The sequence below is a fragment of the Vibrio hangzhouensis genome (assembly GCF_900107935.1).
GTDB classification, from domain to species: Bacteria; Pseudomonadota; Gammaproteobacteria; order Enterobacterales; family Vibrionaceae; genus Vibrio; species Vibrio hangzhouensis.
In genome coordinates this window covers 150,683-173,737 of sequence record NZ_FNVG01000002.1, presented here as the reverse complement: position 1 = coordinate 173,737, position 23,055 = coordinate 150,683, and the positions used below count along the sequence as shown (strand labels likewise).

The 23,055-nt window shown below is 47.1% G+C and carries 22 protein-coding genes; 17 read left to right on the top strand and 5 right to left on the bottom strand.

Translation table 11 applies throughout. The annotated features are described in order from the left end of the window. Positions 1 to 47: 47 nt before the first annotated feature. The 8 genes from C4S60_RS02625 (at position 48) to C4S60_RS02590 (ending at position 8,252) form a co-directional block, all read left to right on the top strand. Positions 48 to 1,397 (top strand): ABC transporter substrate-binding protein, encoded by a 1,350-nt coding sequence (locus C4S60_RS02625; protein ID WP_103878769.1) that lies wholly within the window; start codon positions 48 to 50, stop codon positions 1,395 to 1,397. A gap of 99 nt (positions 1,398 to 1,496) precedes the next feature. Continuing rightward, entirely contained in the window at positions 1,497 to 2,360 is an 864-nt protein-coding gene (locus tag C4S60_RS02620) for a carbohydrate ABC transporter permease (RefSeq protein ID WP_103878768.1), read from the top strand. A gap of 6 nt (positions 2,361 to 2,366) precedes the next feature. Then, a complete protein-coding gene (locus C4S60_RS02615; RefSeq protein WP_103878767.1) occupies positions 2,367 to 3,329 on the top strand; it encodes a carbohydrate ABC transporter permease in 963 nt (320 codons plus the stop codon). Positions 3,330 to 3,334: 5 nt separating this feature from the next. Further along, positions 3,335 to 4,432: an ABC transporter ATP-binding protein gene (locus C4S60_RS02610; protein ID WP_103878766.1), complete on the top strand. Its 1,098-nt coding sequence runs from the start codon at positions 3,335 to 3,337 to the stop codon at positions 4,430 to 4,432. 57 nt (positions 4,433 to 4,489) lie between these two features. Further along, on the top strand, positions 4,490 to 6,328 hold the full coding sequence (locus C4S60_RS02605; protein ID WP_103878765.1) for a hypothetical protein: 1,839 nt from the start codon (positions 4,490 to 4,492) through the stop codon (positions 6,326 to 6,328). Positions 6,329 to 6,335: 7 nt separating this feature from the next. Further along, positions 6,336 to 7,346, top strand: coding sequence for a LacI family DNA-binding transcriptional regulator (locus tag C4S60_RS02600; protein WP_103878764.1), 1,011 nt, complete (start codon positions 6,336 to 6,338; stop codon positions 7,344 to 7,346). Positions 7,347 to 7,541: 195 nt separating this feature from the next. Continuing rightward, a complete protein-coding gene (locus C4S60_RS02595; protein ID WP_103878978.1) occupies positions 7,542 to 7,898 on the top strand; it encodes an acyl-CoA synthetase in 357 nt (118 codons plus the stop codon). Positions 7,899 to 7,901: 3 nt separating this feature from the next. Then, positions 7,902 to 8,252 (top strand): GlpM family protein, encoded by a 351-nt coding sequence (locus tag C4S60_RS02590; RefSeq protein ID WP_103878763.1) that lies wholly within the window; start codon positions 7,902 to 7,904, stop codon positions 8,250 to 8,252. Positions 8,253 to 8,324: 72 nt separating this feature from the next. On the opposite strand, the gene C4S60_RS02585 is transcribed toward C4S60_RS02590, so the two are convergent. From C4S60_RS02585 to C4S60_RS02570, 4 genes are all read right to left on the bottom strand, one after another. Beyond that, positions 8,325 to 9,413 (bottom strand): DUF4394 domain-containing protein, encoded by a 1,089-nt coding sequence (locus C4S60_RS02585; protein WP_103878762.1) that lies wholly within the window; start codon positions 9,411 to 9,413, stop codon positions 8,325 to 8,327. 252 nt (positions 9,414 to 9,665) lie between these two features. Then, on the bottom strand, positions 9,666 to 10,406 hold the full coding sequence (locus C4S60_RS02580; protein WP_103878761.1) for a DeoR/GlpR family DNA-binding transcription regulator: 741 nt from the start codon (positions 10,404 to 10,406) through the stop codon (positions 9,666 to 9,668). Positions 10,407 to 10,489: 83 nt separating this feature from the next. Next, positions 10,490 to 12,913 carry a formate C-acetyltransferase/glycerol dehydratase family glycyl radical enzyme gene (locus C4S60_RS02575; protein WP_103878760.1) on the bottom strand — a complete coding sequence of 808 codons (2,424 nt, stop codon included), beginning with the start codon at positions 12,911 to 12,913 and terminating at the stop codon, positions 10,490 to 10,492. A 5-nt stretch (positions 12,914 to 12,918) separates the two neighbouring features. Beyond that, positions 12,919 to 13,818: a glycyl-radical enzyme activating protein gene (locus C4S60_RS02570; RefSeq protein ID WP_103878759.1), complete on the bottom strand. Its 900-nt coding sequence runs from the start codon at positions 13,816 to 13,818 to the stop codon at positions 12,919 to 12,921. A gap of 158 nt (positions 13,819 to 13,976) precedes the next feature. Here C4S60_RS02570 and C4S60_RS02565 point away from each other — a divergent pair, with 158 nt between their 5' ends. After that, the gene (locus C4S60_RS02565; RefSeq protein WP_103878758.1) at positions 13,977 to 14,651 is read left to right on the top strand and encodes a fructose-6-phosphate aldolase; all 675 of its coding nucleotides are present in this window, start codon (positions 13,977 to 13,979) and stop codon (positions 14,649 to 14,651) included. Positions 14,652 to 14,719: 68 nt separating this feature from the next. Here C4S60_RS02565 and C4S60_RS02560 read toward each other — a convergent pair whose 3' ends face one another. Continuing rightward, positions 14,720 to 15,250: a dihydrofolate reductase family protein gene (locus C4S60_RS02560; RefSeq protein ID WP_103878757.1), complete on the bottom strand. Its 531-nt coding sequence runs from the start codon at positions 15,248 to 15,250 to the stop codon at positions 14,720 to 14,722. 87 nt (positions 15,251 to 15,337) lie between these two features. Between C4S60_RS02560 and C4S60_RS02555 the strand changes: the two genes are divergently transcribed. From C4S60_RS02555 to C4S60_RS23615, 8 genes are all read left to right on the top strand, one after another. Next, positions 15,338 to 15,922: a TetR/AcrR family transcriptional regulator gene (locus C4S60_RS02555; RefSeq protein WP_103878756.1), complete on the top strand. Its 585-nt coding sequence runs from the start codon at positions 15,338 to 15,340 to the stop codon at positions 15,920 to 15,922. 36 nt (positions 15,923 to 15,958) lie between these two features. Next, positions 15,959 to 17,170: an L-2-hydroxyglutarate oxidase gene (lhgO, locus tag C4S60_RS02550; protein ID WP_103878755.1), complete on the top strand. Its 1,212-nt coding sequence runs from the start codon at positions 15,959 to 15,961 to the stop codon at positions 17,168 to 17,170. A 204-nt stretch (positions 17,171 to 17,374) separates the two neighbouring features. Then, complete coding sequence (locus C4S60_RS02545) at positions 17,375 to 17,794, top strand: N-acetyltransferase (RefSeq protein WP_103878754.1); 420 nt, start codon at positions 17,375 to 17,377, stop codon at positions 17,792 to 17,794. Between the two features lie 93 nt (positions 17,795 to 17,887). Further along, entirely contained in the window at positions 17,888 to 19,060 is a 1,173-nt protein-coding gene (locus tag C4S60_RS02540; protein ID WP_103878753.1) for a MalY/PatB family protein, read from the top strand. Positions 19,061 to 19,077: 17 nt separating this feature from the next. Then, positions 19,078 to 19,623 carry an RNA 2',3'-cyclic phosphodiesterase gene (gene thpR, locus C4S60_RS02535; protein ID WP_103878752.1) on the top strand — a complete coding sequence of 182 codons (546 nt, stop codon included), beginning with the start codon at positions 19,078 to 19,080 and terminating at the stop codon, positions 19,621 to 19,623. A gap of 74 nt (positions 19,624 to 19,697) precedes the next feature. Continuing rightward, a complete protein-coding gene (locus C4S60_RS02530; protein ID WP_103878751.1) occupies positions 19,698 to 21,281 on the top strand; it encodes a hypothetical protein in 1,584 nt (527 codons plus the stop codon). A gap of 114 nt (positions 21,282 to 21,395) precedes the next feature. Next, the gene (locus tag C4S60_RS02525) at positions 21,396 to 22,547 is read left to right on the top strand and encodes an arginase family protein (RefSeq protein ID WP_160111321.1); all 1,152 of its coding nucleotides are present in this window, start codon (positions 21,396 to 21,398) and stop codon (positions 22,545 to 22,547) included. Between the two features lie 173 nt (positions 22,548 to 22,720). Then, on the top strand, positions 22,721 to 22,873 hold the full coding sequence (locus C4S60_RS23615; RefSeq protein ID WP_128650681.1) for a hypothetical protein: 153 nt from the start codon (positions 22,721 to 22,723) through the stop codon (positions 22,871 to 22,873). Positions 22,874 to 23,055: the final 182 nt, after the last annotated feature.

Here is a 23,055-nt window from a genome sequence, read left to right as displayed (position 1 = left end):
TGGGCCTCTTAAAATAATATGAATCCTAAATCGTAAAGGATATAACGATGAAACTAAAAACTCTGACTCTTGGACTTGCAGCAGCAGGTTTAAGTTTATCAACTCTAGCGCAAGCGACGACAGTCGAATACTGGACCACACAAACACAATCAGACCGCCTTCAGACGATAGAAGTGATGGCTGACGTGTTCGAAGCGCTAAATCCCGGTATCGACGTGAAAGTGGTGGCGGTTGATGAGAATGACATGCCAAAGCAAATCGCGGCGGCGGCGGCTTCAAACACCCTACCAGATATGATCGAAGTAGGCTCAAACTTATCATTGGCGTTTGCTGAACAGGGCATTGTCGACCTGGATGCGACGACAGCAACGATTGAAGCGGTGGGTAAAGAGCGTTTTTACAAAGGTTCTCTGAAGTTGGTTGAAGACCCGGATAATAACAAGTTCGTTGCGCTGCCTTATCGTGGTTGGGTACAAGGGATCTGGTACCGCGCCGACTGGTTCGAAGAAGCAGGCCTGGAACCACCTACGACTTGGGAAAACATCCAAAAAGCGGCAAAATATTTCAATAAGCCTCAAGACAATCAATACGGTATTCTCATCGGCACTAAAGCGGATAGCTATGCTGAGCAAGTGTATACCCAGTTTGCCCTGTCTAATGATGCGGGACAGTTTGATAAAGATGGCAACCTGATTTTTAACTCCGAAGCTCAGAAGGAAGTGCTCGACTTCTACAAAGATCTGGCACAGTACACACCACCAGGACCTCAAACCTGGCGTGCCCGTGACTACTACCTGCAAGGCAAGCTTGCGATGTTCTTCTACTCAACTTATATCATGGACGATATCGCGTTAGCTGAAGCAGCCGCGAGCTCATTGAGTAATGAAAACTTTAAGGATCTTAAAGGGGCGGCATTTGACCCAAATCTTGCTAAAAATACCCGTTTAGCACCAGCCATCACGCACACAACAGCATCTACTTTCGGGACTCTGGTCGGTTTTTCTATTATGAAGAACGACAACAAAGATGAAGTGGAAGCAACAAAAGCCTTCATCGAATACATGAACGAGAAAGATCAGGTAGTAGCATACTCGCACATGGCTCCGGGTGGTCACCTGCCAATGCTGCGTGATATCGCGGAAACAGAAGAGTTCCTTAATGATCCGAAAGGCATTTTTGCTAACTATGGCAAAGAGTCTATCAAGGAAATCATCGCTGGTTTCGAGAACATTAAGAACTTTTCTATCGTTGATGGGAAAGCCTTCCCAGAGTCAGGGGAAATCTTCTCCAAGCAAATTATCCCTCGCATGATTTACAGCTCTGTTATCGAAGGTCAGGACACTCAGAAGTCTCTGGAGTGGGCTGAGAAAGAGATGCAGCAACTGATCGCTAACTAAGGCGTACGCAAAGTCGCTGCTACGAGCTAGCAGCGCACCCTGATTGAGTACCTTAACGGAGCAGCATGGTGCGCTGCTCCAAATCAACAAGGAATTACCATGACACCATTAGAGAGAGCAGAAGCGCGATTTGGATGGAAGCTTGTCGCTCCTACCATAGGCATTATTGGGCTTTTGATACTCTATCCTATCGTTTTCAATGTTTACCTAAGTTTTTTTGATGTAAAGCTGAACGGTGACAAGACCTTTGTGGGTATCGCTAACTACGTCAGACTGTTGGTAAACCCGGATTATTACTCTTCCATCGCAACAACAGGCATTTATTTATTCGGAACTGTTGTCGGAACGACCTTGTTGGGTCTGGCGGTCGCGTTGCTGATGCGCAACCCTTTTAAGGGGCGTGGCCTGGTGAGTGCCGCGATTCTTATGCCCTATTTTGCTCCCGTGATTTCGGTAGTATTCGGTTGGCAGTTTCTTTTCGATCCGGTTAACGGTGTATTTAACTGGCTGATGGTGGATGTTCTTCATCTTTGGAACCAGAGAACTAATCTGATCGGCGAGCCGGGCACGGCAGTATGGGTCGTTATTATATTCGACGTTTGGAAACACTTTCCCATTGCCTATTTGCTGATTTTATCGAAGCTGACGTCGATTCCAAAAGATCAATATGAAGCGGCGGCAATTGATGGCTACGGACCGATTGGGCGCTTCTTTCATGTCACTTTGCCAGAAATCTATTTTGTCTTAGCCACTGTGGTGATTTTGCGACTGATTTGGAACCTGAACCGTTTCGAAGACGTTTTCCTGCTGGCGCCAAACGTTGAAACGTTACCGGTATTTACCTACTACCAAGCGTTCACCGGTGTTATCGACCAGGGGTTAGCGGCAGCAACATCAGTGATTCAGTTTAGTGTGCTGTGTGTGCTGATCTGGTTCTATGTGAAGAAAATTCTTAAGTGGTAATTCATTATGTTAGGTAAAAAAACAATTAAAGGACGTATTGGATTTGCATTGGCAATTTTCTTACTGGTCAGTTTCTGCCTGTTGCCATTTGCTCAGATCTTATCAACGTCTCTAAAACATCAATTTGACTGGGGCAACCCTTCGCTAATCCCCCAGGTTATCAATCTGGATGCATACAAAGAGTTGCTTGGCCTGACAGAGCAGAAAGAAGTGGAGATCCCGGCTGCCATCAAGAAGGTGCTTGATAACCCAAAACTGTCACAAGCCAAAAAAGACGCCATCATGGCGAAATATACTAATAACAGCGATGTGTTCCCGTTTGGTCGCTTTATGCTGAATAGCTTCGCTATATCAATGGGGGCAGCCGCAGTTTCTCTATTCTTCGCTGTGCTCGGTGCGTACTCGATATCGCGATTGCGGTTTACCGGACAGGTTATTGTTCAACGTTCGGTGCTGTTTGTTTATATGGTCGGCGGGGTACTTCTCATGGTGCCACTCTACCAGATGGCGGTAAATGTAGGGTTGGCGACCAGCATGTGGGGAAGCCTGTTCTGTCTGTTTGCTATCTACATAGTCCAAACGCTGCCCGTCGCCTTGTATATGTTGGGTAACTACTTTCGAACCATTCCATTTGCGCTGGAAGAAGCGGCGATGATGGACGGTTACTCTCGCAAAGAAGCGATCTGGAAAGTGGTGTTGCCCTTGTCATTACCGATGTTAGCAACGGTCTTTATGTACTGTTTCATCATTGGCTGGAACGAGTACCTGTTTGCTTCTGTATTCCTCAAACAATTCAAAGAATTCTATACGTTGCCACTAGCGCTACAAGAGCTCTTTGTGTCAAAGAACGCGATTTGGGATCGCATCATGGCTGCGTCCATGTTGACACTGGCTCCGGTTGTTGTGTGTTTCTTGTTTGCGATGCGTCACATGGATGGCGGTAAAACTGACGGTGGTGTGAAAGGTTAATAATTATGGCTTCTATTTCTTTAAAAAATATTGTTAAAAACTACGGTGACACTAAGGTTGTAAAAAACATCAGCCTGGATATCGAAGATGGTGAGTTCGTGGTATTGGTTGGTCCATCGGGCTGCGGCAAATCAACGACTCTACGAATGATTGCCGGTCTGGAGCAGGCAACATCTGGTGAAATTACCATTGGTGACCGAGTTGTCAATGACGTGGAACCGCAGCATCGTAATATCGCGATGGTATTCCAGAACTACGCGCTGTATCCGCATAAAACGGTAGAGGAGAATATCGTTTTTGCACTGCGCCGACTAAAAATGGAAGAGTCGGAAATACAGCGTCGTCTGGAAGATGTCGCGAAAATGCTTAAGTTGGAAGAGTACCTGAAGCGTAAGCCCGCGGACTTGTCAGGTGGTCAGCGTCAGCGTGTTGCGATGGGACGTGCCATTGTAAGGGATGCGGATTGTTTCTTGTTCGACGAACCACTCTCAAACCTGGATGCTAAGCTTCGTAATCACATGCGTACCGAGATCGCGCAAATCCATAACCGATTCGGTAGGACAAGTGTGTACGTAACTCATGATCAGGTTGAGGCCATGACACTCGCCGATAAGGTTGTGGTTCTGCGTGACGGAATCATCGAGCAAGTAGGGTCTCCGATGGAGATCTTCCTGAATCCTAACAACATATTCGTTGCTACCTTCATTGGCTCACCTTCTATGAACATCATGGATGGCAAGCTATACAATGACCATTTGCAGTTGGGTGAATATCGCCTGCCTAGAGCACTGCTAACCGGTGTTCGCTTTGAAGGTGAACTGCCGCAAGAAGGTAAAACAGTAAAAGTGGGCATTCGTCCGGATTTCTTCAATGACAAAGAGTTTTTTGGTGAGAGCGATACAACGTTCAACTTTGAAAACGTTCATATCGACCTGGTAGAACCGATGGGCTTTGATAAAGAAGTGCTGTTTAAGATTGGCGATGAGAACGTCAAGGCTCGTCTTGACTTACGCTCCGAGATAGCCCGTAGCCAGAATATGGACTTACTTGTCGATCTGTCTCGTGTACTGTTGTTCGATGTTCAAACAGAAGAGCGTCTTTAAGTGATGCAATACCCTTCTGGCTCTGCCAGAGGGGTATTTTTCTAATGGAAGCCCGGTATGTCTTTACTGCCACAAATTTGCGGTTACCTTAATCGCAAAAACCAGTTTTCAATGAGCAAAGGTGCTGACCTTTCTAGTCAGCTATGCCACGCCTGGTTTATCTCTCAACTTCCGGAACATCCGGAATACCATAGTGCCTGCTTATTGCTAACTGCACATGAATCCCACCCGGTTGTCGATTGTTCGCAACATTTCAGTACCGAAGCACGTGCTGAGCTCGCTTCATACCAGAATGAGCAGCCACAGAGTGACAATCCACTCTGGAGTCTGTTCTGCCCGGAAGCTATGGAGTGTCAAATGTCACCAGATTCCGTGAAAGCACGCATTGCCAAACACCGGACTCTTACCGATATTGTTCAGATAAAACCAGCCATCGTGAACGTTGCTGAGGAATTGTTGTTTACCAGTAATGTACTGTTGGGACTTCCATTATCGGGGGATGATACCTGTCATATTCAATTGGGGGACGCGTTTCATCAGGCACTGAAAACAGCCCAGAATCAGCCACAGGAGTATTGGTACGATCATCCGATACCAGTTGGAATCTCGCCGCAGGAGAATGAAATTCTTTACGGTCTCCAGCAGCTGGATATTGCGCTGGAGGCAGAGGTTGCCAGGGGTAATCTGGCTAAAAATCAAAAGGTCACACTGGTTCTATCCTGCTCGGTGACTCATCCGGCGTTGGCAAAGATCGCCAAAGACTATGTGGAATACGAAGTCAAAACACATCTCAGACTAAAGCATCTGGACGTTGCCGTGTTTGGTGAGAGCGAGTGTCAGGAAATCTTGCGCTGCGGATTCCCTGCTGCCAGTGATGCTTTGAAAGGGGTGTTCGGTGTTAATGGCGCATACGGCAGACATTACACTTTCCTTAAGGCTATCGCCCCTCTGTGGCAAAAAGCCATCAACCCAAACCTGAAAGCCACGTTTAAGATCGACCTTGATCAGGTGTTTGACCAGCAGAAATTGGTCGATGAGACTGGTAAGTCGGCATTTGAGCACTTCTTGGATTCAAAGTGGGGTGCTTCAGCTGTCGACTGTGAAGGTAACAAGTTGAAATTGGGCATGATAGCGGGTGGGTTGGTCAATGAGAGCGACGCGCCTCTTGGGCTGTTTACTGCAGATGTTAAGTCGCCGACCGGTGACGATTATGCCATGTTTGAACAATTGTTCTGTGCCCGTTGGGGGCAGGCGTTGTCCACGCAAGAAGAAGTGATCAGCCAGAGAGAAGATGTTCAACGTGTGCATGTGACAGGAGGTACCAATGGCATTTTAATTGAGTCACTTTATGAATTTCAGCCATTTACCCCAACGTTCATTCATCGTGCAGAGGATCAGGCTTTCATATTATCGGCTCTGGCTAATCCAGTTGAGGGCTATCAATTAGCTTACAGCCATCAACCCGGGTTAATTATGCGTCACGATAAAGAGGCGTTTGCGGGCCGTGTGATGGAAGTTTCTGAATCTGGGAAGGTTCTTGGTGATATCGAGCGGGTATTGCTGTTCAGCCACTATGCAAAACACCATCCTATGGGTATTGAGCAACTCAAAGATCGGCTCTATCCATTTACCGGTGCCTTTATCTCGAAAACGCCAGTCGCGCTTGCACTGTTGCGATTTATGTTGGAAGGTTGTTATCGAAACAGAGAATATCTGGACAGTGGCGCGACACGTTTGATTAACTGCCTGAATTATTGTCACAATTCACTGGAAAGTGAGTTAAAAGCAAATCAAAATGGCTGGCAGGAATATTACTCTCAGTTGCAACAGAGTAAACTTTCTCAACAGGCAATCTCTGCCGTGCGTCGTTGTTTGCTCATGATTAACGAGTATTAAAATCATTATGTCGATAAAAAAATTAGCTGAACACTTAGGGTTATCCAAATCCACGGTGTCAAGAGCGCTGAATGGCTACAGTGATGTCAACCCGGAAACGCGGCAAAAGGTTTTGTTGGCCGCCCAGGAAATTGGCTACAAGCCAAATCCTACCGCCAAGAGGCTCGCGTCAGGCAAGTCAAAAAATGTGGGCATAATCCTTCCCGCCAACTCGCGCATGTTTGTTTCTCCAGCGTTCTCTAAGGTGTTGGCAGGCGCTTCTGCATTTCTGGCTCGACACGATTATCAGCTGATTGTAACTACGATTGCCGATTGTCAGGATGAAAACAAAGTCTATTCGGATTTCATCGACAGCGGCCTGATTGACGGACTGTTTATTGTACGTACTCGTAGTGATGATGAGCGTATCGCCATGCTGAAGCAGAAACAGTTTCCTTTTATCTGTCACGGGTATGATTTTGGTTTTGACGAAGATTGCTTTGTGGATGTGGACAATGAGCAAGCGTTTTATCAGATGACCAAAAGACAAATTGAGCTAGGCCACACCAGAATCGCGTTTTTGGATGCACCTATTGAACTTACGTTGTCTCAGGCTCGTAAGCGGGGCTATCTGAAAGCGATTGATGAGGCGGGCCTGATTGCCGATGAGCGACTGTTACTTAACGGTGAGCTCAACGAAGAGGATGCCATAAAAATGGCAAAAGAAGTCCTATCGCTCGCTCAACGTCCTACAGCGATTTTGTGTGCTGATGACACGATGGCGTTGGGAACGATAGCGGCCTGCGAAGAACTTGGTTATCAGCCAGGTAAAGATATTGCGATTGCAGGTTATGGTGATTATGAACTCGGTCGCTACAGTAAACCCTCTATCACAACTCTACGTTATGACACACACTGTGTCGGTGAAGAAATGGCAAAACTGATGTTGAATCGACTGGAGAACAAGGGGTTCAAGATAAAAAATTGGTTTGAAGCTGAAATTGTGCAGCGCCAGTCTGACCAATTGACAAAGAGTTAGGTCTCTCGACAATTGTTTTGGTAGCCTACCACGATCTGCTGATAGGCTACTTCTGCTTTCTCAACCTTCTTTCATTATACTTTATCGTTTAGCGCATTTTTCATCTGTTGAGAAATCCACAAAATCTGCCTCTCGTCTCCCATAAGCAAACGTTCTACTCTCGACTCCAGATTAATTATGTTGCAGACAGTGTCGATGAATCTGATCGTGAATGTACAGCGAAGTGTACGAAAACATGGCTTTGAATGGGCAACCCGACAAGCCTGGAAGTGTGGTATGAAAGCAAATCTGGTACAGCGTGTAATTGGCGTAGCAAAAGGGCAGGTAGTGTGTGTCGTTGAAGGTGTACGTGCTGAACTTTCAACACCGATGAATAACCCGCTCCACGATGATCACAAACAAGGTCGCTATGTTTTTGTTGGCGGGATCAAGTGGGAGCCTAATGATTTGTTGGCTCCAGGCTTTCCTGATTTCATGTTTATGCATGTTCGCAATTTGGGAAGCAAGCATAAGTATATGACCGATGATGAACTGTTCTTCAATCTGGCGTAAGAGATGCTTGCACTGTTTACTAAATGTCTGATTGGCGCTGCGGTGGTTCTTGTCATTGCCATTCTATCCAAGAACAAACACTACTTTATTGCTGGTTTGGTGCCTCTGTTTCCGAGCTTTGCATTGATTGCTCACTATATTGTCGGTAGCGAGCGTAACATGGAGGCACTGAGAATGACGGCTGTGTTTGGTTTGTACTCCTTATTGCCTTACGCGGCTTACCTTATGTCGGTGTATTATTTCAGCCATTTTTTGAGTCTCCCCGGTACTCTGATATCAGCGGCTTTAATATGGGTGCTGTTTGCCAGTCTGTTGGTGGCGGTCTGGAGCCGGATCATGGTGGGGACGCTTTAAATGAGTTGGGCTAACCAGCACTCCACCAAGATGAAGCACTGGTTGTTCTGGAGACATTGAATAAATTTTTGTTTATTCGTCTTCAGCCATATAGTCTCTGCAAGCAACCGTGTGGATTAGTTCAACGCCTTCGATCGCTTTGTCTTCATAAGTTTTGCCACTGAGTATTGCCTGGGTATCACCACACTTAATACCGGTATCTTGCGTTTTAAAATGAAGCATCAGATCTAAGTCACCATCAAGGTCGACATCTTCCATGTGACCGCCATGCGCGGGAGTGGCACCATCTGGACCAAAGGTCGCCGTCGTTGGGTCTACGGCAGCGGCATCGAACGTATCTGTGGTAAGAACGGCCACTGGGATCTGACCCTTACTCTTGTGATTAACCGGATTGACATCGCTATCGGGTTTGATATCGATATCCACCGCTATGATGCAATCAGGCCGGAAGTCACCACCATGAGGGCGGTCAAACCCTGTGCTACCCACTGGTGTTGCGGCGCCCGTACTGACGTCAATCAGATAGAGTGGAGAGTCGCTGACATAGGCTGTTGCATATAGATTATCGTTGGAATCAAACATGATGCCCATGACCGAGCCTGATGCAACTCCCGTAATAGTGGTCATTGGGGTGGATGCACCCGTGTTAGTATCCAACGTCCATAATCGATTACCAACGGTTGCCCATAACGCTCCGTTACTGTCGAGAGCTAAGTCCATGGTGTTGGCTATCGCGGTATTACCAATGGCCGTCGTGTTGCCGGTGTTCTGGTCGATTTCATACAGAACCCTGTCGTTGTACCCCACTCCATACATTACACCTTCACAGGTGACTTCAAGGCTAATCATATTGGTACCTACGGAACCCACAGGTGTAATGGTTGCAGTATTTTCATCGACAATGGCAAGGGTAGCACCAGCGCCAGAAAATCCATTAGTGATGGTATACAGAGTATCGTCGGGGTCAAAAGCAGCCGCCCAGGTCTGATTGGAACCAAAAGGACCGATATTGACGCCCAGACCGGTATTGGATTCTACGATGCCTAAAGCCGTACCATCATTATGAGTGGTGAAAATTTCGCTGGCAGATATTGTGTGACTCAACACAGCTAGTGGAGCGAGTGCTGCTGCTAAGTAGTACGTCCGGTGTAAGTTTCTCATAACATCCCTCTCTTTTGCCTAAAGGCTTTGTCAGAGCCCTCCTATTGTCACGGGAGAAACTAGGACACCGCTCTGAATAATCTTGTGCAGGGTATTAAAAGTGGAACCGAAATAGCAATTATTGATAAAGCTATCAGTTTGAATGGCTTTGAGAGGTAATTTGAGTTGAATCCGCTGCCAGATTTCCTAAAGCCCCCTCATTAGGACAAGACGTTGTGATAGACTCCGCAGCATAATATGTATCGGTGAATGTTAGCCGATAATGACCTCTACCCCGTTTTTTTGCAGGTGATCCAATGCTGCTTTCGGTGCACCAGCATCGGTAAGCAGTGCTGCAATCTCTTGTATTGATCCTATGGATGAAGGAAAAATCTGGCCAAACTTGCTGGAATCTGTAAGCACAATATTGCGACGGTTTTTCTGAATGATGGTATGGGCGATATCTGCTCTCATCATATCGCGGCTTGTGAAGCCAGTGTCGACATCGAATCCGTCAATACCCAAGAATGCCGTGCTGAAATGAATGTTTTCAATGCAAAGCTTGGTTAACGGACCGACCAGACTTTCTCCCTGATGCTGATAAACACCCCCCAACAATATGATGTTGGCAGCGGTGTGGCGGATCAGATGAGCAATGTAGGCCGATGGTGTGATAATGGTGACATCACCACGTTCAGCCAGGGTACGGGCAAGAAGAGCGTTAGCGCTCCCGCCTTCAATCAGTACGGTTTCGTTAGGCGCAACCAGAGCGGCTGCTTTGTTTGCCAGCTGTTGCTTGATATCAAAATGGACTTCGAGCCTTGATTCAATATCGTCACTTTGCAGTGACACGGCGGCTCCGTGTACGCGTTTTAGGTAGCCGTTTTTTTCCAGAAAATTAAGATCTTGTCGAATGGTAACGCCAGAGACTCCCGTCAGGGCGGACAGTTCACTCACTTGTACTCGGATCCTGTCGTTGACCAAATTTAAGATTTCAGATTGTCTGGCGTTCATAATGCTTCCTGTCAAAAACTAAGAGGGCCATTATAGCCCTCTTTCGTTTTTATTTCATTTGAAAGTCGTAAGTCGAAAGCGCTTTACAGTTCATGTTCAGTGCGTGCGATGATGTCATCCTGAGCATCTGGAGATAATGCTGTGAAGAAAGCAGAATAACCCGCCACTCGAACTACCAGATCACGATATTGTTCTGGGTTTTTCTTGGCCGCCAGCAGGGTTTCTCTCGATACGATATTGTACTGAACGTGCCACCCTTTGTGATGATTAAAAAAGGTCCGAATCAACATCGACAGCTTGAGTTTGTCACCTTCGGTTGCAACCGCCGCGGGGGAGAGTTTCTGATTTAACAGTACGCCTCCTAGGATTTTGTTTGCCTGGATTTTACCTACCGAGTTGTAAACGGCGGTTGGTCCAAGGCGGTCAGAACCTGATGACGGACTCGCGCCCTCTGCAAGAGGAGTTGTTGCTTTGCGACCATCAGGTGTTGCCATGGTCGACGCACCAAAAGGCACGTTTGCGGAGATACTAGACGTACCTGCGTAATAGCCACCGCCAATCGGTCCCCGACCGTGACGGGTGTTGACAAAGTTATCCAGTTCGTCGATGTAAACCTGATAGGCTTCAGCAAGTAGCATGTCCACAGAGTCATCATCGTTACCGTATTTGGGCGCAAAGTTAATGATTCTCTGGCGTAACTGTTCTTGTTCTGCACCTTCAAAATCGTCGGCCAGCGCCTTGGCGAGTTCTGGCTGAGTGATCTGAGGCTGTTCAAAAACCAAATGCTTGATGGCAGCAAGGCTGTTACCCAGATTGGCGATACCAACTTGCAGACCGGATACCCAGTCATATTTTGCGCCGCCTTCTTTAACGGTTTTTCCACGTGCCAGACATTGATCGACTAACGATGAACAGAAGATGTCCTGAGCTTGTTGCTCCAGTACCGTATCGACAACCGTGTCAATCTCAATAGATTTTCGGGTGTAATAACGCACCTGTTCGTTCCATGCCGCCATGACTTCAGCCATGTTCGCGAAGTTCCCTTTGGCGAGAGACTTATTGTGAGGCAGGAAGCGTTCGCCCGAGGTCGCATCGATACCTTCATCCAGCGCTGCCAGTAGGATTCGTGCGAAGTTGATGAAGCTCATTCCGGTGCAGCGATACCCCCATTTACCAGGAACAGCCGTTTCAATGCAACCTATTGAAGCGTAGTTATAGGCGTCTTCTTTTTCTACGCCCAACTTAATAAACTCAGGAATAACTATTTCATCATTGTTGAAAGCGGGCATCCCAAAGCCACACTTGATGACTTCAATACAGCCCATTAAGAACGCTTGGTCCAATCCTTCGTGATAGCGCACACTGAGGTTAGGCTGGGTCGACCTCAACTGTCCACAAGACTCCAGTATCGCCCAGGAGAGTGGATTAACGGCATCGTGAGGTACCCCTTGACTATCGAGCTTCTGACCACCGATACAGACGTTTTGATAAAGCGGAGAGCCAGCTGACGCTTTCGAATGCGCACCGGAACGAATTTTGTTGACCTCCAGCAGTTTGAGCCAGCAGCTTTGCAACAGCTCGAGAGCAAAGTTGTGTGGTAACTTGCCGGACTCTATGTCTTTAACGTAGAAATGATTCAGGTACTGGTCCATTCGACCGAAAGATACCGAATGACCGTTCGACTCGATTTGGAGTATGAGCTGTACAAAATAGCTAAGCTGCAGGGCTTGCCAGAAGTTGTGGGGAGGGTGATAAGCGATGTGTTCACAATTGGCCGCGATGGTGTCCAGTTCTGTCTTTCGCTGGCTGTCAGAGGTCTTTTCTGCCATATCCTGGGCAAGGGTGGCAAAGCGCAAGATATGCTGCTGAACCGCTTGCAATACAATCAGTACCGATTTGTAGAATTGCTCTTTCTTGAGACCTTCGAAGGTGGAGATGTCGTTCAACTGTCGGTTGTCATCCACCTCACTGATTAATCCGTCCAGTCCTAAGGCTAAAATTTTCTCATTGTCCACTGCCAGATGTGCGTCGCCTGACGTCATGTTTCCTTCAGCTTTAATGATGGTGGTGGCGAGAATGGCCTGTTGTTCATCTGTGAACATACCGTAACAGCGATCCTGTACAGTCTTACCACGCCAGTAAGGGGTGAGGCGGTGTATGACTTCTTTGTCCTGCTCTGAGACAAAAAAGCCTGCGCCCGGTCGGTCGGCGAGTCCGTCAATCTCTGCTTCTATCCAGCGAACGGTATATTCCGGAAATATGGGAGCTGCGCGAAGCTTACTTGCCTGATTACCCACAATGAGTTCGTCATTGTCTATCCAAATGGTGCGGGTTCGAAGGTGCTCCTCAAGTGCCAGTGCTCTCTTAACAATGACCGGCTTGTCTTCATTTTCCTGGTAGACTTTTGTGTAGGCTTCAGCACGCTCCGTACAGATGGGCGGTGTTACGATGTTGACCAGTGCATGCTTGTGAGTCTGGATACGTGGCGCTAAATAGTTGAGTTCCATGATTATTAACCTCTTACGGTCACGTTGATATGTGAATATTGTTGTGCGTGGCGCTGTGCTTTGTTTAATAGCTCAGCATTGTTTAAAGGTTGCTCTGAACATAGGTATGGCATATCCAGTAAGCGATATTTGTTAATACCCAAGGTGTGATAGGGCAGCAGATGGAGCTCGTGGCAATGTTGCAGCTCGGCGGCAAAATCAATGATCTCTTTTAGCTCTTGCTCTGTATCGTTGAAGCCCGGTACTACAGGAACACGAATGACGATTCGGTTAGCAATTCGATCCAGCTTCTGAAAATTGGCTTTGATGCGTTTTAGTGAACCTTCAGCCCATTGATAAAATTTGTCTTCGTTGGTGTGCTTAAGGTCTGTCAGCCAGCAATCGATGTAAGGACTCACTTGCTCAATGTTTTTCCAGGGCACGTGCATGCAAGTTTCAACAGCAGTTGAGACTCCCTCGCCCTTAAGTCGGCTGGCCAATGAGGCAACCAGATTAGATTGTAAGAGAGGCTCACCACCAGAAAAGGTAATGCCACCATTACTCTGCTCATAGAAAGCCTTATCTTTGATCAGTATGTCAAACAGCGCGTCCTCTTTTGCTTGTTCACCACAGACGGTCAGTGCCTGAGTTGGACAAACATCGCGTAGTGCGATGATCTGATTTTGATCGAGTTGTTTGCGGTTAATGGTGATAGTGCCTGAAACACGACGGATGGCGTTACAAGCATCCACACAGAGATGACACTCCGTCATGCAACTGCGCTGATCGAAAAGCAATGAGTGCTTGGCGCTGCGACTCTCGGGGTTCTGGCACCAGGAGCATGCAAGGCTGCATCCCTTTAAGAACAAAATACTACGAATCCCATCACCATCATGAGTTGAGAAGCGTTGAATATTAAAATACATGCTGGCCTCGACTTTCTAATTTAAAAGCTTTTGTGTTTCGATAAATGAAAGTTAATGCTTTCATTTGAATTTTGTTTTGATCTCAATCAAGATCTGAGAAAAAGGCTGGATCTATATTGTTGGGGTCTTGAGAGTGTTCAAATAACGAGAGAGCAAACATGATCGAATTGTATTTAGACACAGCGAACGTTGCAGAAACGGAACGTTTTCATCGCTGTTTTCCTCTAAAGGGAGTAACAACCAATCCCACTATCGTGGCAAAATCAGGCAAAGGGTTAACGGAAACATTGGCAAAAATGTCAGCAGTACTTGGGGATTCCGCTCGATTCCACGCTCAGGTGGTCAGCAAAGATGTAGACGGCATGTTGGAAGAAGCCAGAATGCTCTCGGAACTGCCATACGATATGGTCGTTAAAGTACCAGCGACAGAGCAGGGATTGGCAGCGATTAAGTTGATGAAAAAAGAAGGGATTTCTGTTCTGGCTACGGCAATTTACACCAGTCAGCAAGGCATAATGGCAGCGTTATGTGGAGCGGACTATTTGGCTCCCTACGTCAATCGAATCGATGCGATGAACAGTGATGGGGTGGGTGTCGTCAGGGAAATTCAGACGTTCATCAACATTCATGGTTTGTCGTCTAAAATTCTGGCTGCGAGCTTTAAAAATGTGCAACAGGCGGTGGAGGTCATGACGTTGGGGATTGAGGCGATCACCTTACCTTTAGACGTCGCTGAGCAGATGTTTTCACACCCTGCTATTTTGCCTGCTGTCGAGCAGTTCGATAAGGATTGGAATCAGGCTTTTGGTGATAAACTTTCATTTGAAAGCTAATACGGAGCGCTTTGGGCCTGCCTCTTACTTGGAAGCAACTCACAGAGGCAGGCGTAATTTGGGATGAATCAGGCTCTTACATAGCGGTTTTTGACAATACAGTCTGCGTATCTTTGTGCAGAAATATGCTTAAACTTCAGGGGTCTATCCAAATCTCCGAACAGCGGAATCCCTCCCCCTAATACCACAGGAATAGTGGTGATGATCATTTCATCGATCAGATCTTGTTTCAGGAAGTTCTGTATTGTCACGCCGCCGTCAATGTATAGCTCGTTAAAGCCTTGAGCATTCAACTCTGCAACGACGTCACTCAATTCGCCCTTTACCAGAAACACTTTATCTTCATATCCTGAAGGAACGGAAGTCATGGTATTGCTGAGCACAAAGACTGGCTTAGTGTAGGGCCAGTCGCAATCGAAGCTTAAAACCATCTCTAATGTATTTCGCCCCATTACGAGCGCATCAATACGTGCCATGAAGTCAGCGAATCCAAAATCAGAGCCATCAGGATTGGGCACGTCATGCAGCCAGTCGAGTTGGTTGTTTTTATCAGCTATGTATCCATCAAGGCTGGTTGCAATGTATACGATGTTACTCATTTCTTAGACTCCAGGATTTAAAAAAGCCATCTTATTTGCTATTATTCTACACTGTAGAAATTAATGTTAGTCTAGCTAGGAACAATTATGACTGTCAAGCCAAAGAAACGAGGTCGTCCAGCTAAAGGTGCGCAAAGCCTAAGCCAACAAGTCATTGTCGACAAAGCAAAGCAGCTGATGAAATTGCAGGGAAAGGTTCCCAGTATCAGGCAGTTAGCGACAGAGCTGAGTATTGATGCCATGGCCATTTACTATTATTTCAAAAACAAAGATGAGTTGTTGGAAGCGATAGGTGTTTCTCTGGTTGAAGGGATCTATGTGCCCGGAACGCTAAACGACTGGCGTGAAGAGATTGCAGAGTTGGGTTGGAGCTACCTGAATTTATTGGGGCAGTACTCTGGACTGTTGGAAACGTTGATGAAAATGAAAACCACCGGTCCGGCAGAGGTGTTTATTTCACGATTTAACCAAGTGATCGCAGGAGTGGGACTGGATACGTCAGAAGCGGGCCATGCGGTGAACTTGCTGGCAGATTACTTACATGGTTTTGCCTTTGCCATGCAGTTTTCTGACGTGGATAAAGAAACAAAAAGGGCGATATATAATGGTTCCATATCACTTTATATGAAAGCGATTCAACCAGAGCTATCATCTGGTTCTGCTTCAGAGTAAGGTGGTGTAAGCACTTAAATTTCACAGGGAAACGTGATGAACAGGCTCTACGATTACATAGTGATAGGCGGTGGTATCGTTGGAATTTCAACGGCTTGGCAACTGAAACAACGACAACCTGATTGCTCGGTGCTGGTGGTCGAAAAAGAGTCTCAGCTTGCTTTTCATCAGACGGGGCATAACAGCGGAGTCATCCATGCTGGTGTCTATTACCAACCAGGAAGTCTGAAAGCCGATTTCTGTAAACGCGGCGCCGCAGCGACCAAGGCGTTTTGTGCTAAACACCGTATCCCGGTTGAAAACTGCGGAAAGTTGCTGGTGGCCACCGATGAGACTGAGAAGCAACGGATGAAAGCACTCTACGTTCGCTGCCAACAAAACCAGATTGACGTCGAGTTACTGGATCAGAAGCAGCTCCACGCATTAGAGCCTAACGTGAGCGGTGTTGGCGCGATACTGGTGCCCTCAACCAGCATTGTCGATTATCGGTTAGTCACCGCAAAGATGTCTGAAGAGTTTCAGGCACTGGGTGGAGAGGTTGTGTTGGCGACTCAGGTTAATTCAATGCATGAGGGAAATGAGAGTGTTGAACTGCACTGCAATCATGCAGGCAACTCGATGACCTATCAGTGTAAACAACTGGTCGCCTGCGGTGGGTTAATGGCGGATCGACTGGCTGCCATGATTGGCATCCCAATCGACTTTCAAATCGTCCCCTATCGTGGCGAGTACTTCAAGTTAGCGGACAAGCACCGTGACATCGTCAAGCATCTTATCTATCCAATTCCCGATCCCGACTTACCGTTTCTTGGAGTGCATCTCACAAGAATGATTGATGGATCGGTAACTGTGGGACCCAATGCGGTGCAGGGCTGGAAGCGAGAAGGCTATGGTCGAGTCAATATCAGTCTGACGGACTGTTGGCAGATGTTAACCTATTCTGGTTTTTGGCGTGTTAGTTGGAAGCACCTATGGACAGGCATCAAAGAGTTTAGAAATTCCCACTGGAAGCGAGGATACCTTAAGCTGGTGGGCAAATACTGCCCTTCGATTCAACTTGGCGATCTGGAGCCTTACCCGACGGGAGTTCGTGCCCAAGCGGTTATGAAAGACGGCACTCTGGTTCATGACTTTCTGTTTGCCGAAACGCCGCGAAGCCTTCATGTCTGCAATGCACCGTCGCCGGCGGCCACATCGGCCATTCCAATTGGCGAGTATATTTGTGACAAACTCTCTGCCTCCCAATAAATGAACAAAAATTGGTCAGCGAAGTGTTCACCGGCTCCACAATGTCGAAATTCCGGCTAATATTGAAGGCGTATTTGTCGCCTATCAATGGGGAAGAGTCAGGAAGACAGTACTGGGTGTTGGCATCAGCCTACCTTGTATAGAGTGACTTCGAAGAGCGACTCGCATCTTACAGAAATTAAAAAAGGGATTTGGAACAGAGACATGATCAGAGAATATCGCAGTGAAGACAGAGAGAGCGTACTGAAAATCTGGTTGAGAGCATCGGTAGAGGCGCACTGTTTCGTCGAGCCGTTTTTCTGGCATGAGCGCCTTAAAGATATGCGAGACCAGTACCTACCCAACTCTGAAACCTATGTCTATGAACAAGCGAGCAAAATACTGGGCTTTTACAGTCTGGTAGACGATACGCTCGCCGCTCTGTTTGTTTCGCCACAGGCTCAGGGAAGCGGTATCGGGATGACCCTGCTTCAGGATGCCCAAAAGAGAAGAGAGTCGTTGTCGTTGTCTGTATATAAAGATAATTGTCGCGCTATTGGATTCTACCACCGTTGTGGTTTCGCTATCGTCGATGAGTCCACTGATCCCCATACAGGGCATCGACAGCTGACCATGTGTTGCTAAACGGAGTAAGTAGTCCACAATTCTCAGGCTAGATGAGTTTGATGCAACAGGTTACACTGGCTGTACTCATTAGGGACGATAGTGGTAGTAGTAATGTTTGATTTTGATGAAATAGTAGAACGTGTCGGGACTCATTCGGCGAAGTGGGATGAAATGGAGTCTACATTCGGGGTGCCCGTCAGCGAAGGTTTGCCAATGTGGGTGGCTGACATGGATTTCAAGGCTCCTCCCGCCGTTAACGACGCGTTGGTCGCGGCGGCAACCAATGGTGTCAATGGTTACTTCGGAGACGATAGCAACTACAAGCAATCGGTCATTCATTGGATGTCCCGTCGTCATGACTGGCATGTCGAACCTGACTGGATTGTAACTTGTGCAGGCTTGGTTCAGGGTACGGCGCTGTGTGTACAGGCCTATACCCAGCCAGATGACGGCGTGATTTTATTTACTCCGGTCTATCACGCTTTCTCACGAGTTATTAAAGCCAATCAACGTCGAGTAGTGGAGAGTCAGCTGGTCGAAACGAATGGTAAGTATCGTATGGACTTAGCGGCGCTGGAAGCACGACTGGATGGCTGTGAAAAGATGGTGATACTTTGCTCGCCGCACAATCCCGGTGGACGAGTCTGGAGTCAGCAAGAAATTTTGGAGGTGGCAGAGTTTTGCGACCGACATCAGATGGTCCTCGTAGTGGATGAAATTCATCATGACTTGGTATTTCCGCCTTTCAAGCACGTTAACGCAGTCAATGCCGCTCCACAATTTATAGACAACATGGTAATACTGGCCGCGACGACCAAAACCTTCAATATTGCTTCAGCCCTCACAGGGGCGGTGATCGTGCCAAGCCCGATTCTGCGCGAGCGCTTTACTTCGGTGCTCAATGCAGCCGGTGTCGGACCAAATAGAATCGGTATGCTTATGGCAACGGCGGCCTATGAACATGGTGAAGCCTGGCTCAAAGCACTGATCGACTATCTGGATGAGAACCGTCGTTTATTTGATGAAGGTGTTAATGCGATACCTGGTGTGAAGTCTATGCCTCTTGAAGCCACTTATCTGGCCTGGGTTGACTTCAGCGGGACAGGGTTGTCTGCTCAGCAAGTGATTACAAAAGTACAAGATGGCGCAAAGATAGCCGCAAATCACGGTGATTCGTTCGGCTTGGGCGGAGAATCGTTTCTACGCTTTAACTTCGCTACGCCCCGACCCCGGGTTTTGGAAGCGGTAAAACGCCTGCAAACCGTGTTTGGCATTGAAAGTTAACCCTTCAGGAGCAACCGATGCGCCTATTCTTTGCGATAACTTTGATGCCCAGTGATAAGGACAAGCTTATCAGCGTTCAGGAGCAGGTTAAGAAGGTGACGCGCAAAGGGCGTTATACAAATGCGGTCAATTTTCATATTACTCTGGCGTTTCTTGGTGAGGTTCATGAGCTGCAGGTAAACTCTCTGCTATCGATACTCTCCGAACTAACCTTGATTCCAACCCACTTGCGAGCCAGTCGGGTAGGGTACTTCGGTCATCCTTCTCATGCGATTGTTCACCTTAAAGTAGAAAAGGATGATAGTTTGATGGCACTGCAGGCTCAGCTTAATCAGGCATTGCTGCAGCAAGGGTTTTCTGTCGAAAAGCGAGCGTATGTGCCACATATTACTTTGGGGCGCAACCTATGTCTGTTGGACAAAGGTTGCCTCGGTTCCATCCGAGGAGAAGCACCCGAGAGTCCTGCGTCTTATCCGGTGAAATCAGTGGCACTAATGGAAAGCACATTGACTGATACTGGTGTGCGCTATGAAGTGGTTTCAGAGGTATTGGTGAGTCAATAAGGTAACGACGGAAGTTGGGCTATCAGAGACAAACTGCTAGAATACAGTCGACTGGAACTAGGTGAATTTCTTGTATGGCCCCGACAGAGCAGCAAATAATCAACACGTTAGAAAAGATTCTCTCTCATTCTCTTTTCCATTCTTCTCCAAAACTGTCATCCTTTTTGCGTTACATAGTAGAGCAAACTTCAGAGGGGAGAGGCGACAGACTTAAGCAATACACCATTGCCACTGAGCTATTTGGCAAGGCGGAGGATTTTGATCCGGCAGTAGACCCGATAGTCCGTATGCAAGCCTCTAAGTTGCGAAAATCACTGGATGCCTATTATCAGTCTCAGCCAGAGAACATCTTGGTAAAAATCACACTCCCGAAAGGCAGTTATCAGCCAAGTTTTGAGCTGGTTGACGACTCATTGACTGTACCAGTTCCCATTGTGATTGAGGATGCATCTCCCGCTATTGCTGTGTTGCCATTTACCTGCTTGGATAATGGGGTGGCGGCGGAAACATTAAGCATGGTGAATAGCTTTCACCAAGAGCTCAATCTGGCCCTGTCTAAGTTCGAGCAGTTGACCGTTCTATCATCATTACGTGTCGATGAACTGGTCAGGTCTAAACCGTCTCTAAGTGAAATCAAAGCCGAACTCAATGCAAAATACCTGCTTTCAGGTACCTCCCGTGTAGTGGGGGACAAGATACGACTCACCGTCACATTAAGTGAAACTGAACAGGGGCGTCAGGTCTGGAGTGAACGATTTGAGTGTGTTTCGGATGAATCTACGCTCTATCAGGAGCAGGACCGCCTAGTCGTGCTTATCGCGAGCAAAGTAGGTTCAGCTTACGGGTGCATTTCGCTGCACGAATACGCCGAAGTGAAGCGCGGTGGACTAACCGATCTTGATGGTTATCAGGCTCGCCTTTGTTATCTTGAGTATTTGACTCGAATGACACGTGAGGGGTTGCACGATATTCGTGATTTGTTTGAACGTTTGGTCGCAGGTCCTTATGCTTCTGATGCCCAGTCGTTAGCAATACTGTCACAGCTCTATTGTGACTCCTTTATGTTTGGCGAAGTGACTTTAGAGCAGGCACAGGAAAAGTGTTCGCTTTTGGTTGCTAAGGCGTTGGATTATGCACCACTGAATAACGAAGTGCTTCTGGCACAAGCCTGGTGGGCGCTGCTCACGCAAAAGCCGCAGCGTGTAGCGGGTTGTGCAGAACGCATTATGCAGCTAAACCCAGGCTCGACGTATACTTTGGGTGCGGCAGGGTGGCTGGTTTGCCTATCCGGTAACTTCGATTTTGGACTCAATATCTTACGTCAAATCTCTGTGCGAGAGGACTATTATCCGAGCTGGCTAAAGCTGGCTAATGCACTGAATGCGGTAAAGCTGGGTGATATGGAGTCAGCACTCAGCAGTATTGAGCTGTTCTATTTTGAGGGCAATCCTCTGCAAGCGATTTTGCTTGCGCTCATTTACAAGGTCGCGCAGCAAGAGTCGTTGGCCGAGCAACATTGGCAGGAAGCTCTGGCTATCTTGCCTAATGCGTCAGTGGTAGCAGAGCAATTGCTGAACACTATTTTTCTGGACAGAGAGTTGAGCGAAACCCTGGATAATGCCCGACTGGCCTTAGTAACGCAATTTACTGAAATATAAAAGGTAAAGCGGCCAGTTTACGTAGTTTACTCAGGTAAACTATACCCCCTGTTACTACTTTTTTTTCTGGGTATGGCTAAGATGGTCATACTTACAGAAAAGAGAGGCAACAACATGTCTAACGTTAAGAAGTGGCCAGCAATTGACCCGGAGAAAGTCGCGAAGTATAAGCACATCTGGGAAAACGTATCTGCTGCAGATAACCTGGAACCGGAAGTAGCGGCTTACCTGGCTCGTGTAAAAGAGCAAGGCGGCGGTAAAGGTATTGAGCAGATGAGCTTTATCAATAAAGATTATCTTGGTTTCTATCAGGCACCTTTTTCTCAAGACTTAGACAACACCGATGTTGTTATCTACGGTATGGGCATCGAAAAGTGTTCTCCTACAGGTTCATCTCACAAGTTTGCACCACAGCGTCTACGCCACCTGAGTAAAATGGGTATGGGCACAGTGGGCGACAATGGTGAAATTCCATTTGAGTGGTGCCGTATCTCAGACTATGGTAACTGGGATAGCCTGGGTCAATTCGAGCTGAAAGCTGAAGTTGAACAGCTGACAGAGCTTCTTCACCACATGGTTGTTGAAAAAGATTGTACGCCACTAGTATTTGGTGGTGACCACACAATCCCTTACCCAACAATGCGTGCTCTGGGTGAGAAGTATGGTCCTCTTCGCGTTATCCACTTCGATGCGCACTATGACTTGTCAACTCGAGCTGACTTTGACTATCCATATACTTCGGGTCACTGGTTGCCAAAACTGTACTCTGAAGGCCTGGCGGATCCAGAGCGTACCGTTCAGATCGGTATGCGTGGTCGTCAAACTGCATTGGTTAAAGGTAACCACATTGCATTTGGTACTACTGGCTTCACTACTAATGAAGTATACGAGCAAGGCGTTGATGCAGTAGCAGACAAGATTATCGAACTATGTGGCGATGGCGGTCCGGTTTACTTCACCTTCGACCTGGATGCTCTTGATACTGCGTTCTGTCGTTCTAACTCAAGCCCAGATCCATTTGGTCTGACACACCTTCAGGTTTACGACATCATCCGTAAAGTGAAGGCATCTGGTAAAGTTCGTCTTGTTGGCGCTGATGTCGCTGAATATACGCCAGACACTGACCCAACAGATAAAGACGGCATCATTGCTGCTGGCTTCGGTTGGGAACTACTTTGCTGGTTGGCTGAAGAGCGTAAGAAAGAGAATGGTGGTGAAAACCGTCACACAGTTTGGCACCAGGCATTCGGCTCTGTATCACTGTAATCTGACGCCATTGAATCTAATAAACCACCGTTTCTACGGTGGTTTTTTTGCTTGAAAATGCACAAAAAAACGTTGTCTACACGACAAAAAATCAGATTAGTCCCTTCGCTTTTCTTTTGTTTCAATAGCGCAGAAAGATTGCTGTTAATCTTATTTCCAATTAAGGGTTTAAAATGTTTGCTATTGATGATGTTGTTGTTGCAACAAAAGGTATCGATCTTGGTAAAATGGTCGTGACAGGCTTGAGCAGTGGCGGTTTCTATGTTCGCGTTGAAGTGGACGGCATGTCTTTGACTTACCCTGCTAAAGACCTACAAAAAGCGTAATTTCTGACGCTGAGTTCTTCTTTGAAATGGCGGCCCTAGGGTCGCCATTTTCTTCAGTTCGCATTTCTATCAATATTTTGCACTTTTACTGTGCAATGCCCCTCATTAGCCGAACCGAGCACACTTAACGTGCAACCGTCAATTCTCACGCAGGCCTTAGTGCCGCTCAGTATCGATACAAT

Bases quoted from the DNA above. Each gene is read 5' to 3' on its own strand.
- C4S60_RS02625 (WP_103878769.1), top strand. From the start codon at position 48: ATGAAACTAAAAACTCTGACTCTTGGACTTGCAGCAGCAGGTTTAAGT.
- C4S60_RS02620 (WP_103878768.1), top strand. From the start codon at position 1,497: ATGACACCATTAGAGAGAGCAGAAGCGCGATTTGGATGGAAGCTTGTC.
- C4S60_RS02615 (WP_103878767.1), top strand. From the start codon at position 2,367: ATGTTAGGTAAAAAAACAATTAAAGGACGTATTGGATTTGCATTGGCA.
- C4S60_RS02610 (WP_103878766.1), top strand. From the start codon at position 3,335: ATGGCTTCTATTTCTTTAAAAAATATTGTTAAAAACTACGGTGACACT.
- C4S60_RS02605 (WP_103878765.1), top strand. From the start codon at position 4,490: ATGTCTTTACTGCCACAAATTTGCGGTTACCTTAATCGCAAAAACCAG.
- C4S60_RS02600 (WP_103878764.1), top strand. From the start codon at position 6,336: ATGTCGATAAAAAAATTAGCTGAACACTTAGGGTTATCCAAATCCACG.
- C4S60_RS02595 (WP_103878978.1), top strand. From the start codon at position 7,542: ATGAATCTGATCGTGAATGTACAGCGAAGTGTACGAAAACATGGCTTT.
- C4S60_RS02590 (WP_103878763.1), top strand. From the start codon at position 7,902: ATGCTTGCACTGTTTACTAAATGTCTGATTGGCGCTGCGGTGGTTCTT.
- C4S60_RS02585 (WP_103878762.1), bottom strand. From the start codon at position 9,413: ATGAGAAACTTACACCGGACGTACTACTTAGCAGCAGCACTCGCTCCA.
- C4S60_RS02580 (WP_103878761.1), bottom strand. From the start codon at position 10,406: ATGAACGCCAGACAATCTGAAATCTTAAATTTGGTCAACGACAGGATC.
- C4S60_RS02575 (WP_103878760.1), bottom strand. From the start codon at position 12,913: ATGGAACTCAACTATTTAGCGCCACGTATCCAGACTCACAAGCATGCA.
- C4S60_RS02570 (WP_103878759.1), bottom strand. From the start codon at position 13,818: ATGTATTTTAATATTCAACGCTTCTCAACTCATGATGGTGATGGGATT.
- C4S60_RS02565 (WP_103878758.1), top strand. From the start codon at position 13,977: ATGATCGAATTGTATTTAGACACAGCGAACGTTGCAGAAACGGAACGT.
- C4S60_RS02560 (WP_103878757.1), bottom strand. From the start codon at position 15,250: ATGAGTAACATCGTATACATTGCAACCAGCCTTGATGGATACATAGCT.
- C4S60_RS02555 (WP_103878756.1), top strand. From the start codon at position 15,338: ATGACTGTCAAGCCAAAGAAACGAGGTCGTCCAGCTAAAGGTGCGCAA.
- lhgO (WP_103878755.1), top strand. From the start codon at position 15,959: ATGAACAGGCTCTACGATTACATAGTGATAGGCGGTGGTATCGTTGGA.
- C4S60_RS02545 (WP_103878754.1), top strand. From the start codon at position 17,375: ATGATCAGAGAATATCGCAGTGAAGACAGAGAGAGCGTACTGAAAATC.
- C4S60_RS02540 (WP_103878753.1), top strand. From the start codon at position 17,888: ATGTTTGATTTTGATGAAATAGTAGAACGTGTCGGGACTCATTCGGCG.
- thpR (WP_103878752.1), top strand. From the start codon at position 19,078: ATGCGCCTATTCTTTGCGATAACTTTGATGCCCAGTGATAAGGACAAG.
- C4S60_RS02530 (WP_103878751.1), top strand. From the start codon at position 19,698: ATGGCCCCGACAGAGCAGCAAATAATCAACACGTTAGAAAAGATTCTC.
- C4S60_RS02525 (WP_160111321.1), top strand. From the start codon at position 21,396: ATGTCTAACGTTAAGAAGTGGCCAGCAATTGACCCGGAGAAAGTCGCG.
- C4S60_RS23615 (WP_128650681.1), top strand. From the start codon at position 22,721: ATGTTTGCTATTGATGATGTTGTTGTTGCAACAAAAGGTATCGATCTT.